Here is a 13,392-nt window from a genome sequence, read left to right as displayed (position 1 = left end):
GCAAAAATGGCGGCATTCATTGTAAAACAGCGTTATTTATGGGGGTAAACTGTCTTTTTTAACTGTTTTTACGTACAGTCTCATGTTTTTAAGTGTATGATTTTGTGGGTTTTTGTCTTGTTTTTATTAAGTTCTACGGCATGTCATCACAGTCGGCGATGGAGAAGCACTCAGGTGGTGTTGCTAAGTACCGCGCAGCTGAAGGAAAAACCGTACTATTGCCATATCGTGGTAGCGTAGATCGCACGATTTCAGACATCCTTGGCGGAGTACGTTCAACGTGCACATACGTAGGCGCAGCAAAGCTTAAAGAGCTAACGAAGCGTACGACTTTTATCCGTGTACAAGAGCAAGAGAACAACGTATTCGGTAAAGAGAACTAATCAAATATTTCGGAAAAACCGAACTGTTAAGGGCCGCTTTTTGCGGCTCTTTTTTTGCCCAAAATTCGCTAAGTGGCGACAAAGTGGCGACAGCCGGGCAAAAATCTTTGTGGCGGCAGGTTACAGATTGGCAAGTGGGTTATAGGAAATGGCATCAGAGAGATGATCAGGTGCGAAGTGGGCATAGCGCATAGTCATGCTGATATCGGCGTGACCGAGAATATCCCTCAGTACCAAAATGTTGCCGCCATTCATCATAAAGTGGCTCGCAAACGTGTGGCGTAAAACATGAGAAGCTTGGCCAGAGGGCAGTGATCAGCACCAGCAGTTTTTAACTCGTGAGTAAGTTCATCAGTTTTTTGGGAGCCCAGCAGGGCTTAAGAATTATCGAGTTCTGTCTAAGGAAACGATCGCCGACAATGCTTATTTGAAACAGATGGGCGTGGCGTTAGATCTCTTGACCAAAGAGGTAGAGAAACTCAAATCAGACGACGAGGTGAGTTCTGAAGCCATGGGGTCGTGTGAGAATTTGGAAATTGAACCAGAACATTCGGCGTTTTTTGATGCTAAACGCTTCGCCGCAAAAGATGAAACATTAGAAGCTTTGTCTGGCCTGTCGATTGCTGAGTTAGCATCATAAGTTAAAGCAAGCTCAATTCTGATAACACCAAACAAGCGAAATTTGAAACCTACGATTTAGACGTTGAAACGGTTTACTGCGGGCCGAACATCAAGTTCCCGATGTTATTGACTCACGCCTTTATAGCGATCGCTTATTGGAAATATTTGAACTACTTATCAATGGTGATGAGCAATCAGTGAAGCAATTTATCGAAACATTATTGTAGGTTCACCACCAGTTTGGCCGTTGGGTTGTGAAATGGGTTGAGCGTGATGATGCGACAGAGGAGCAGCTGGTATTAATTCGTCAGTACCCAAGTGAATCAAAGGGCAAACGCTACATAAACCGCGACCCAAAAAATAAGCGAGCTAGTTTTATTACAGAGGGTTCGTAACTTTACTGGCGAGCGCATCGCTCAGTATTGGTTAACGCCGTTTACTTCAAGCTTTAGTAAGACTCTGAGGTGTTGGAGCTACTAAAAAATCGACAACAAAATGTCACAGTCTGTTGATACTCAAAAGAGGCCAGCTTTGTACTCGCTGAAGGCATAGAGCCAAACTGCCAGAGATGGCAATCTCAATCGACATATTTTGCAAAGTCGTTAGGGACGACTTTCGAGCACTACTGGTTTCATAAGCTTGAATATTTGATTCGGAAACAAATGAAGGCTTCAGAATCTTCGTTGTCTTCTGGGGAGTTGAATAAGTTCAAAAAGTACCGAATTAGGTCCAAAAACTCAGCAGAACATGTTCACCATCAAAATAATGAGTATAAGTGTGAGTTAGCATATGAAACTTTAAGCTAGTTTGGTAATTTAGTATTACTTAGTCTCTGTGATAACTCCTCTTATAGCAATCGAGACGTTGACAAAAAGCGTATTGATTTTGCTTGGAAGTCCCATTTTGATGCACTGAAATTAAGAGAGATATTTGGTGTGAAAGCTCAGGGACTATAGAGTAAAAAGGACATCGATGCCTATCTAGAAGACATGATGGCAGTATTTGGTCAGCACTATAAACGTCAATAAAAACTTCGAGTAATCAAACCAAAGAACGTGGTATTTATGGTTAGTAAAACAAATGAACAGGCGTTAGACGCCTTAATAGAAAAAGGTTTAGCAGGTATTTGTAAAGAGGAGCTAGCGCTGGGTGAAGCGCTTCTTAATTACAATAATGAGCTTTATCTCATTGGCTCTCCAAGTGACTTTGATAAACAGTACGCTCTAGATTCCCGTTTGTTTTGGCAGTTCCTCGAAGATACTCAAGCGAGTGAGTTAGAAAAACTTAAGCGCATCAGCCCCCACGATTGGCAGAGAAAAATCCTGAGCGTTTTGATCGTATGATCAAGTGTCATGGTGTTTTGCGTTTGTTGAAAAAGGGGCTTGATGCTGAGAGCACCCGAAATCCCCCAGACTTCGAAGCTAAATACCAAAACAACGCCGAGCCTCATACGTGAGAGCTAGCGTTTGAGAAGATGTTGAAAGAAATCATGCTTCAACATCGCAAAGACGAATTAGAACGCTATAAGTTTTTTACCCAAGATACTGCGTTTAAAGCATCTTGGAAGCAAAGCATGCAGCGTATGGTTGGGATGTAAAAGTCCCAACACTAAAGAACATTTTTATTAAACAACTAATCTTGGAAACAATTTGAATGACCAATAGCCTTAATCTCTCAAGTTTATGGCCAGACTTGAGCAGTCTAAATGTAATGCCACCTCAAACTCCTGAGCAATTGAGTGCTTTGTTTGTGGTTATTTTATGGGGGGTAGCTCTATTTTTCTTAATTTGCTCGGTGGTTGCATTTATTCGGGCAATACTACGAGTAGTTTGGCTTAACAAGTCCCTGGATTACGCGGAGAAGTCGACTCCGTCAGATGCTCGAAACGATTTGATTTCTAGAGCTGAAAAAAAGAAAAATTCCGTAGGGCATTTATGGCTAGAGTTTGACGAAACACTGCTCGAAGTAAAAGATGCTGATGACGTTGTTCGATTGCATAACACATTTGATGCCGACTATTTCTTTAACAGTTCTAGTTTAGCTGGTGGTAGTACTGAAAACCGAATGATTGCGGCGGTTCCTGGTTTTTTAACGGCTCTGGGTGTTATTGGCACCTTTGTCGGCTTACAGCTCGGACTTTCAGATCTAAATATTGCGGGCAACGTTGATGTCAATGAGATGAAAAACGGCGTTGCTGGAGTTATAAATGGCGCAAAAATCGCATTTATGACATCGGTTTGGGGTGTTTTACTCAGTGTTGCATTCAACTTCATTGAGAAAATTCTCGAGCAAGTAATTAGAAAGAAAATTAAGTCTTTGCAAAACCGTATTGACAGGATGTTCCCTCGATTAAGTGCGGAATATCAGCTGCAATCTATTGCAAATAACAGCCAGCAATCTCGAGAAAGCCTACAAGGGCTTGCTGAGAAAATTGGCGAGAAAATGCAGGAGTCATTAGTTCAAGCAACGCAGGGTATTCAACAAGGTCTCGAGAGTAGTCTTGAAAAAATCATGGCCCCGGCTATCAATAAGCTTGTTGATGAGACGTCAGACGGTAACCAAAAAGCGCTTGAAAGTGTTCTTCAATCTTTCATGGACGGTTTTGGTCAACAAGGCGAGCAACAACGTGTCGCGATGGACTCTGCGTCTCAAAACGTAAATAAGACTTTAGAATCAATGAGTACTTCGATGGCTGCTTTCGTCAATAAGTTAGAAGTTCAGCAAACCACATCTTCAGAAAGAGAAAAAGAACTGATCTCAACGATCTCAGTTCAAGTTTCTGAGCTAGTTACTCAGGGTAATGAGCAGAAGCGTGTTCTAACAGAGTTTGTAGAAAAACAAGTCTCTGAATTAGGTGAGCAGCTTACTAAAAGAGAATCAGCTGCTTCTGAACGTGAGCAGAAATTGGCTTCCTCAATGGAAAGAACGATTAAAGATTTAGTAGAAAATGTTTCAGCACAAAGCCAAGTGTTGACCGATTTTGTTCAGAATCAAGTTGGCCAACTAACCCAAACGTTCTCCGAACGTGATGGGATGGTAAGTCAGATGGAAAAAGAGCGTAATGATATATTTGTGAATCAAACGCAGGCGATGAAAGCTGGAACGGATGAGCTTCTAGCTCAAGTGAAAGCGGCGACTGAATCGCAGCAAACCACATCTAATAATATTATTGAGCAAGGTAAACAATTACAAAGCAGCATTGATTCATCTGTTTCGGCATCTGCTCGAGCCACTGAGAGTATGCAGCTTTCTGCGAATGAGTTACGAGCTGCGGCTGATAGTATGAATGTGTTTGGTTCAAATATTAAAGAAGCGGGCAACAAACTATCTGGAGCTGTTACTGAAGCAGTTAACAGTACGAAGGATTTAGCGGAACAAAACCAGTTAGGCGTTGTGAAAATTCATACGCTAAGAGAGCAATTACTGGAAGATACAAGTAAGTTTAGCGCAATTGCAGAGCAGATAAATAATATGTTGAATAGTGCAGAACAATCGTTTAGCACGCTTCGAACAAACCAAAATGAGTTCCTTGTGGAACAAAAAGATAATCTTAACGAGCTCACTTCAGAAATGAAGCGCAATGTAAAAGAGTTAACGGAACAAATGGCTCAACTGCTTGAAGAATATGCAGAACAGGCTAATGGACAAACTGCCGAGCACCTCAAAGTTTGGGCGAATAGTAGTACACAGTATGCAGAGAGCATGAATACAGCTGTTCGAGCTATTTCTAGTGTTGTCGATGAAATTCAAGATAAAGTGAGCCAACATGCGTAGAGGTATTCGTTCGCATACCCCAAACTCAGTAGATGAAGAAAATCCATACTGGGTTTCATTTTCTGATCTAATGTCTGCTTTGCTCGTTATTTTTATACTTGCAGCTGTTGCTCTGATAATTGAATTAACTCAAAAGACCAATGATGTCGAAGCTGGTATTGAAGAGCTTAAGCAAGCTGAGTTAGCAAGAAAGAATATAATTTATGATGTTCGAGACGAACTTGCTAAAAGAAACGTCATTGTTGAAATTGCTGATAATGATACGGTAATTCGGATCCCCGAAAGTACACTGACTTTTGCATCAGGTAAATCATCAATTCCGAACGATGCAACCATACAGCAAGCACTTAAAGACATAGGTGTTGTTCTTCATTCAGCAATTCAGAAGAAAGACCGATTTCAATATCTCGATACCGTATTTATTGAAGGTCATACTGATAGCGATGGTATCCATTACAGAGGAAAAGGGAACTGGGGCTTATCAACTGATCGAGCAATATCTGTCTGGAATGTCTGGCAAAATGAACTCAGTTTAACGCCTAAACTTGGTGATTTAGAAAACGCATATCATGCAAAGCTATTTTCGGTTAGTGGTTATGCGGCTACAAGACGAGCCAATTTACAAGAGTCTAATCAGCAAGAAAAGAGTCAGAATAGGCGTATTGATATTCGATTTACAGTTAAGAAACCATCGATTGCTGAGCTCGAGAGGATTGTTGGACAGTGAGTTTAAATATAAAAAAGCTCAAGGTTAGTTTGCCAGCTAATCCTTTTGGTCTAGCCATCAAGGATTTTGCACGTCTATCGAATCAACTAGAGGTGCTTTCTAAGAGTGCCGGTATTGAAAACAATAAGTTCCGAACTGCATATGGAGAAGTATGTAATGCGCTTGCCTCTAAGAAAAGAGTTGAGGACGTTATAGATAGCTCTGTACACGTTCGCGCCTTAGCTCTCTCGCTACATACGGATGCGAAGAAAAATGTCAGCATTACGCGTCGATTACTTAATAAGATTACAGAAATTGTAAAAAAACCAAGCTCTTTAGTCATAGAGTCGTTTTATCAGCATTTCTTATCTGAGTATGACCGACTGGCAGACTTGGAAGCTACAGCAGACTGGTTGTTGGAGGCTAAAAGGCTGCGAGGCAATGATGAGCAGTTTGATGAAAATATCTTGTCAACCAATGGCCCCCAGTGGCTTGCGGAAAGAGCTATTCAAAATAATATCGATTTTGATCATTTAATTGTGGAGATGAAGCTGGAACGTTATGCAAATGGCAGATATTTAACGGCGGCTAAAGGCATCTACTATATTAAGCAGTTAAACACCATACCATTAGGCCAAGATCATCCTCTCCTAAATGAGGTTCAAAAAACGGCGGTTTTTGATTCTCGATATGACTCTGAAAGTTTGTTAGGGCATCAAATTCTTAGAATTTTGATTGCCCGTTCGATAGGTGCTCACATCAGTGAGCCTTGGATGAATGTGATCTTAGCGATTGGCGGTGATCCACGAGTACCAAGTTCAAATCCAAGATACATTAAGTGGTGGAAGGGTTTAGAACCAAATCTGATTCAAGCTGTTCGCGGATGGTTATCAAAACTAGATTTGAAGTTGTTTTTGGAAGCGTTGGAGGATTATTCATACTCTTCAGCTAATTACGAGTTACAGAGAATGTACCCATCTAGGAAAAGTTTCTTAGAGGGGATGTTTGATGCAGGGATTATTTCAAATACTCGGCTTTATTTGAGTCAGGATGCTGCAAGGTATTTGAAGAGAAACTATGACCCTAAGCACTTACCCAATTTCTCGACTGTTAAAGATGGTGATAAATCTATAATTTATGTGCAAATGAATGGTGCGCACATGGTAGAGGGAAGCCACAGTTGTTACTTGTGGTTGTACAAGCATTTAGATTCGTCAGTATGCGTATTTAATTATGACATTGTTAGGCCAACGTATTCTCAGCTAACCAGTGGGATCAATAATCAGATGACACGATTATCATCGGGAGCTGTAGCAAAAATAACGCACTCGCCAATTGGCTACTCATGGCAGCGAAAAGCACTTACCGCACTTAAAGGGCTGGGAATTAAATTGACGCCTAAAGATGTGCTTTCAAATGAAGATTATATTGACTTTAAACAACGTTATGGGGTGCGAGAGTGGAGTTAACTTCTTTAATCAGTAAGTTCTTTTCTGGTCTAGATAAGACGTCTCAATTTGAGTTGGTCTGTGATGATAGTCTTGATTTCACTACCTCCAAGAAAACCTTAGAGAAAATTAAAGCTGGTAAAGCTGATGAGTGGATAACAGCACAATATGTTGCTCTTAAAATGCTTGAAGAGCAGGGGGATGTAAGCTCATTTCCAGATGGCTTTATTATGCCACCTGAAACAGCGGTAAGGCTCGACTCTGATTTGAGAATTTTGCTTGGTTTTCCTTCGGTTTGGCAAGGAGCTATTGATGCTGACATTCAAGGAAAAGCTAGTACACCTACCTTTAAAATTGACCTTTCGGTAACAACCAAACAGGGTCGAACAACGTTAAATTACACTGTGGATGGACCTTTCATTCGGTTTAGTCAAAGTGAGCAGTATCTGTTAACGCCCGAGCAGCTTATGGTTTTTAACGCACATAAAGCCCATGGAAAGTCCGCTCAGTCTGAATACGATAACTTACTTTACCTACACTCTTTACAAGAGGCTCAAAAGAGTGGTTGTAAGTTGAATCTAAAGCACTTTGAAAAGCTAAGAATACTAACACCAAATAAAATCACGGTAGAAGCAGAACTGAATTCTCAAGGTGAGCTGATATTGACTCCCAACATGGGGCAAAGTGCGAGCCATGAGGCGATTCAAAAGGTTCTGGGACAGTTGCAAAGCGACAACGCCGTTACGCTGAAAGTGGGTGATGAAATAGTCTTGTTTTCTGAAGAAAAGCTCATGGCTGTAAAAGAAGTTCTTAGCAATAGAGTCATACCTCAAAAACAAGTTAAAGCGTTCTTGGAGAACCCTACTGCATATATTGATGCGAGCTTAGTCGATCTTGATTTAGGCTTTTCTATCAGGGTTCATGGTGCGACAGTCTTTAAACACGCCTATTTTGGAGAAACGGACGAGTCAGGCATTGATTGGTTTGGAGCTTCCTTTTCATCTGACGTGATTAATCCAATATCTAAGCTGGCTGATAGAGTTTGCGATAAAACAACTCTTGAGGACGTAACTAAGAAGATTGAAGATGCCCAACAAACCGGAGCAACTGTTTTAGATTATGAAGGAAAATCATACGATATCAGTGAGCCTGTAGCTGTTGAGAAAGTTCTAAAAGAAATAGGTCACAAGATATCTAACCCTGAAACAGACCTTTCTAGTGAGGTGGAGGCAGAAGATACCGAGACTGAATCAGAAAGATCAGAAATACATGTTGTTGATATTGACCTAAATGATGAAGAGCTGTCTGAAAATTCTCCTAAAATTGAACAACTGATTTCTGATATTTCATGGGATGGTGAGTTAAATTGGGAAAACCACAAGCGTACACCTTTTCCACATCAGGATATTGGTGTTCGTTGGATTTTAGGCGTTGAACAAAAAAGCTCATCAGACTCGAAAATTAGTGGAGCCTTGCTAGCTGATGATATGGGGCTGGGTAAGACTTTTATGGCTCTCTCTGCAATCGAACATATTTATCAACGACAACAAATTAGTGGTGAAACGAAGAAACCTGTGCTGATAGTTGCTCCTTTAAGTTTATTGGAAAACTGGAAGGATGAGGTAGATAAAACCTTTAAACGCTCGCCATTCAACGATGTAGTTATTTTGCAATCAGCTGCTGAGCTAAATGACTATCGCGTGGGTGGTGTAGAGATTCGAAGCCAAAGTGCATCTGATGATAGTTTAGAACCCAAGTATTCTTTGAAAGTAGGGAAACACTTTGGTCCAGGCCGATTAGATCTACCAGAGCGATTGGTTATCACTACTTATCAAACCTTGCGCGATTACCAGTTCTCCATGTGTTTGATTGATTGGGGTATCGTAGTTTTCGATGAAGCCCAAAACATTAAAAACCCAAATGCACTTCAAACTCGTGCAGCTAAGGGGCTAAAAGCTGATTTCAAACTAGTGGCTACGGGTACGCCTGTAGAAAACAGCTTAGCCGATTTTTGGTGTTTGATGGATACAGCTTGCCCTAGCCATCTGGGTAGCTATCAAGAATTTCGTGCTCGGTATATTTCACCAATTCTTAAAGCTGCTGGTGATGAAGTTGAAGAAACAAGAGCTAGGCTTGGCAGAGAACTTCGTATAGCGGTCGGGGCATTGATGTTGAGACGCATTAAAGAGGACAACCTTAAAGGGTTACCTCTAAAACATATGTATGCTGGCGGAGAATTTGAAAACTGGAAATATTTAGAAGAACTTAAGTCGACAATGGTTGGCTACCAGAGAGATGTTTACGAAGGGACTATTAGTAACCAACTTGAGAATGAAGAGAGCCACGCACTTACCACGTTGATGAGGCTAAGAGATAGTTCGCTACATCCTCGCTTAAGTGATGGAGGTCGCCTTGATATTCCAAAAAATGCAAAATCAGCTAGGGTTTTATACGGAGAATCAGGAAAACTAGCTTCCTTGCTTGAGACTTTAGATCGAGTACGAAGTAAACATGAGAAGTGTATTATTTTTGCGGTTAACAAACGACTACAAAGTTTCTTAAGCGTGACTTTGGGACAGATCTATAACCTAGGTCCGCTCTCAGTGATTAATGGTGATGCTAAAGCCGTAGCAAAGCGTAAATCTGTCCCAACTCGAAAATCAATGATTGCAGACTTTGAAGCCAAAGAAGGTTTTAACTTAATTGTAATGTCGCCAGTTGCGGCTGGTGTCGGTTTAACTGTAGTCGGTGCGAATCATGTTGTTCATTTAGAGCGGCACTGGAACCCAGCTAAAGAAGCTCAAGCTACGGATAGGGTTTATCGTATCGGACAGGAAAAAGAGGTTCATATTTACATTCCGCTGTTACATCACCCTGAATTTGAATCATTTGATGTAAATCTACATAGGCTCCTTACTCTAAAAACTTTGCTGAAGGACGCTGTTGTCACACCGGAAGATGTTGTTCCACAACCAGCAGGTGTTGGAGGAGCGGTTTCTGGTGAATTGATTGATAAACGTATTACAGCGGCTGAACTTGATAAGTTAAGTTGGCAGCAGTTTGAAGCGTTATGTGTAGAATTGCTGGCAAAGATTACCGGTAGTCAAAGCACGTGGCTTACGAATAATGGAGCTGACCATGGTGCTGATGGTGTGTTACTCAGTCGTAGCGGTAACATTCTAGTGCAGGCTAAGTTTACGCAAAGACAATATGATGGCTATAAAGGGATACAGGAGATTCATTCTGCTAAACCTATTTATGAATCCGCGATGAGAAGTACTTTTGAGCGCTTGATCTTCGTCACCAACTCACCATCGTTAGCTAAAAGAACTCACGAAATAGCGACCACATGTGGTGTTGAAATTTTGGGGAGAGCGCAGCTGTTAAATTACCTTGAAGACTACGAGGTTACACTTAAAGAGGTACTCACTAGATTGGGTAAAGAGCGACTCAAAGCATAGAGGCTCTAATTGATTATTTGTGGGTGAAGGCTTGTCTAGCACCTTAAAGCAGCTATCCGCTCAATGGAACAACCAAAACTACGGGATCGGATAGCTTGCGTAAAGCATGTGAGATAGCAACATTACACATTTGATTGATCTTAAGCAAAATCTAAGTTGTGTGTATTGGTATGCTGTGTGGTAAAATTACTTTTGCAGTTATCCAAGTTCACTATGAGTATTTTAAGTGTCCTCTTTTATCCAAGCATACCGTAATACGGGCAACTCGATTCTTGCCTATCAACAAATCACCGATTGCACTTCTAAATCATTGAAAGATATTGTTAATGATTCATTTGCTTCACTAGAAAATGTGTTCGAAGAAGTTGATTTTTATGAATCAACTGATAGTAAGCGAGGGATTCTCCGAAATACCAGTAAAATCATAGGCGGTATTGTCTCGCTTGGTGGTTCATATATGCTAGAGATGCATAATAAACATTACACGGATATTTATAGTGCGGTATATGAGCCAGTCCGTAAAAAGATTGAATCAATCGAACGAGATACAAATGAAAGCTTATCCGCAATAGGCGAGCAACTAACAGGCCTTAATAAGCTACTGAAGCCTGTAAGTAGAATCTTGAAAGCAAAAAAGGTTACTAGTAAGTCAGAAATCCGATATTCGCTAAGTCAATTGGACAAGTTTTATTCCGGATTTAATACGAGTTTGAATACCGGGTTTGGTGGTTTAGTTGGAGGCTCCGCAGCGCTGGGCGCTTGGGGTCTCGTTACATTAGTCGGCTCAGCATCAACCGGAACAGCTATTTCTTCTCTATCCGGCGTTGCTGCCACTAACGCAACACTGGCTTGGTTTGGTGGAGGCTCTATTGCAACTGGTGGTGCAGGTATGGCTGGTGGCTTCTGGGTTCTTGGGGGGATTGTCGCTGCTCCAATTGTGTTTTTTTCAACTAAAAACGCTTACAAAAAAGTCGATACCCTAAAAGAAAAAAAACGTGAGTTAACGGAAGAGTGTGAAAAGCTAAATACATTATTGATTCAAGCGACATCTCAATTGTGTGAAGCTAGGAAACAGCAAGCTAACGTTGCCAGCCTGATGTCTGAGTATGTTCCTAAAATTCAAGCAGAGCTTGCGCTATTTAGAAAGCATAGATCTTTCTGGAATGACCTTTTTGGGGGGGCAATGAAAACTCAACAAAAGAAGCACCATGATGCTTTGGCTCAGCTAACAAGTGAATTGTTAATTCGTTTAGGAATCAGATAGTGAATGTATTCATATGTGCTTTAACGTTTAGGGTAGGACAGTAGTGGATGATAACAAGCTTCTTTATGATAAGAATTATGCTAAGCAACTCGATGACAACGACTTATACAAATGCCTATATGACGCTTGGAAGGTCCAAAATGAAACTATCCAAGTATGGGGAAGCTTAGAAGGTAATGCCGCTAGAACTTGGTTTTCTTTAAAGCAAGCAAAACTCATCGATACAGGTGAGCACATCGAATATCCACTACCGAACAACAATGATTTGCAGGCGGGAGTATTCCTCCACCCTGCAACAGCTCAAGCCTTATTGTGAATAGCCACCGACTAATATAAAATGCCCAAAATGTGAGTCTCCGGTTTAAGAAGTCGTCTTTTGAAAGATTAGCCAATATTTGAAAGTAGTTTTCTTTCAGACCTCATTCGACTAAATCTTAACTTTCACAAAAATATCAACTTATAGTTGTTTTTGGTGATATCAACATATGGTTGTTTTTAGGTAAATTATTGAAATTATGGGGAATGAAATTATCAATTTATGGTTGTTTCAACAGGAAAAATCGAACTGTTAAGAGCCGCTTTTTGCGGCTCTTTTTTTGCCCAAAATTTGGTAAGTGGCGACAAAGTGGCGACAGCCGAGCAAAAAATTTTTGTGGCGGCAGGTTACAGATTGGCAAGCGGGTTATAGGAAATGGCGTCAGAGAGATGATCTGGTGCGAAGTGGGCATAGCGCATTGTCATGCTGATATCGGAGTGACCGAGAATATCCCTCAGCACTAAAATGTTGTCGCCATTCATCATAAAGTGACTTGCGAATGAATGACGCAAAACATGGGAAGCTTGGCCAGAGGGCAGGGTGATGCCTAGTTTGTTCTTCAATATGTAGCAGAACGGTGTATAGCACTCTTCAAATAGCTTTTCTGAGGTTGGTTTGTATATCTCGTTGTAAAGCTCCTCAGAGATAGGTACAGAGCGGTTCTTTTTGGTCTTAGTATTGGTGAACGTCACTTTATATTTGCTTAGCTGAGAGCCTTTTAGCTGCGCGGCTTCATTCCAACGCGCCCCTGTAGACAAGCACAGTTTAACTATTTTTATCATATCAGTGCGTTGGTGTTTTTCGACTAGTTCAAGCAAAAGAGTGAGCTGCTCTTTTTGTAAGAAAGCCATGGTTCGCTCGTGGTCTTTAAATGGCTTTACTTCTTCTAGAGGGTTTGGCCCTTTCCACTCACCAAGCTCTTTTAACTTATTGAACATCGCCTTAAAGCGAGCGAGCTCAGAATTAAGCGTCGCAATGCTTGGTGGCCCCTTTTGCCAGCGCTCATCAACAAAGCTAATTCGGCCACTCATTCGGTTACTTCTGAACTCAGAATATGTTTTGGCCACAAAGGCGGTGGATACAGGATCACCCATAGCGTTAGCCATTCTCCGGAACTTACTATGGATAACATGGCCTTTGGCAAGGCTGACGCCGTATTGTGAGTACCAGAGCTCAATAAGGTGAGAAAGCCTGCGGTGGTCAGGTTTTTCCCCCATCCAAGGCTTTTCATCTACTTTTTGCATCGTGAAGCATTCAAAAGCGGCGGCTTCGCCTTTGGTTGTAAACTTCTTGCGAACACGCTTACCGGAGCGACCATTTGGGTAGCATTCGCAAAGCCAAGGTTTGGCAGAACCATCTTTTAAATTGCGGATAGACATAATAAAGACTCAATTTAACTGTATATAAAAACAGTATAAT

The 13,392-nt window shown here is 41.2% G+C and carries 8 protein-coding genes and 4 pseudogenes; 10 read left to right on the top strand and 2 right to left on the bottom strand.

Going from position 1 to position 13,392, the window contains the following annotated elements:
- Nucleotides 1-122: 122 nt before the first annotated feature.
- Nucleotides 123-383 (top strand): annotated as a pseudogene (locus AND4_RS07700) (IMP dehydrogenase); the annotation flags it as partial.
- A 120-nt stretch (nt 384-503) separates the two neighbouring features.
- On the opposite strand, the pseudogene AND4_RS19470 reads toward AND4_RS07700, so the two are convergent.
- Nucleotides 504-698, bottom strand: a pseudogene (locus AND4_RS19470) (tyrosine-type recombinase/integrase); the annotation flags it as partial.
- On the opposite strand from AND4_RS19470, the pseudogene AND4_RS07695 reads away from it, so the two are divergent.
- The 9 genes and pseudogenes from AND4_RS07695 to AND4_RS07660 form a co-directional block, all read left to right on the top strand.
- A pseudogene (locus AND4_RS07695) lies at nt 688-2,032 on the top strand (HNH endonuclease family protein); the annotation flags it as partial. The pseudogenes AND4_RS19470 and AND4_RS07695 overlap by 11 nt on opposite strands.
- Nucleotides 2,033-2,068: 36 nt before the next feature.
- Nucleotides 2,069-2,391 (top strand): annotated as a pseudogene (locus tag AND4_RS07690) (type I restriction endonuclease subunit R); the annotation flags it as partial.
- A gap of 87 nt (nt 2,392-2,478) precedes the next feature.
- Complete coding sequence (locus AND4_RS20525) at nt 2,479-2,601, top strand: hypothetical protein (protein ID WP_009842382.1); 123 nt, start codon at nt 2,479-2,481, stop codon at nt 2,599-2,601.
- Nucleotides 2,602-2,657: 56 nt separating this feature from the next.
- Nucleotides 2,658-4,778, top strand: a complete 2,121-nt coding sequence (gene zorA, locus AND4_RS07685; protein WP_009842381.1) for an anti-phage ZorAB system protein ZorA — start codon at nt 2,658-2,660, stop codon at nt 4,776-4,778.
- Nucleotides 4,771-5,505 (top strand): flagellar motor protein MotB, encoded by a 735-nt coding sequence (locus AND4_RS07680; RefSeq protein ID WP_009842380.1) that lies wholly within the window; start codon nt 4,771-4,773, stop codon nt 5,503-5,505. Before zorA ends, AND4_RS07680 begins: the two co-directional genes overlap by 8 nt.
- Complete coding sequence (locus AND4_RS07675) at nt 5,502-6,953, top strand: EH signature domain-containing protein (RefSeq protein ID WP_009842379.1); 1,452 nt, start codon at nt 5,502-5,504, stop codon at nt 6,951-6,953. The genes AND4_RS07680 and AND4_RS07675 overlap by 4 nt, the downstream gene beginning before the upstream one ends.
- A complete protein-coding gene (locus tag AND4_RS07670; protein ID WP_009842378.1) occupies nt 6,944-10,393 on the top strand; it encodes an SNF2-related protein in 3,450 nt (1,149 codons plus the stop codon). Before AND4_RS07675 ends, AND4_RS07670 begins: the two co-directional genes overlap by 10 nt.
- Before the next feature lie 226 nt (nt 10,394-10,619).
- Nucleotides 10,620-11,657 (top strand): hypothetical protein, encoded by a 1,038-nt coding sequence (locus AND4_RS07665; protein ID WP_009842377.1) that lies wholly within the window; start codon nt 10,620-10,622, stop codon nt 11,655-11,657.
- A 43-nt stretch (nt 11,658-11,700) separates the two neighbouring features.
- Nucleotides 11,701-11,973, top strand: a complete 273-nt coding sequence (locus tag AND4_RS07660) for a hypothetical protein (RefSeq protein WP_009842376.1) — start codon at nt 11,701-11,703, stop codon at nt 11,971-11,973.
- 347 nt (nt 11,974-12,320) lie between these two features.
- Here AND4_RS07660 and AND4_RS07655 read toward each other — a convergent pair whose 3' ends face one another.
- Nucleotides 12,321-13,352 carry a tyrosine-type recombinase/integrase gene (locus tag AND4_RS07655; protein ID WP_009842375.1) on the bottom strand — a complete coding sequence of 344 codons (1,032 nt, stop codon included), beginning with the start codon at nt 13,350-13,352 and terminating at the stop codon, nt 12,321-12,323.
- Between the last annotated feature and the right edge of the window lie 40 nt (nt 13,353-13,392).

The sequence above is a fragment of the Vibrio sp. AND4 genome (assembly GCF_000171815.1).
Taxonomy (GTDB): Bacteria; Pseudomonadota; Gammaproteobacteria; order Enterobacterales; family Vibrionaceae; genus Vibrio.
Note: the sequence above shows the minus strand (reverse complement) of the source record. Positions and strands in the feature narration are given on the sequence as shown.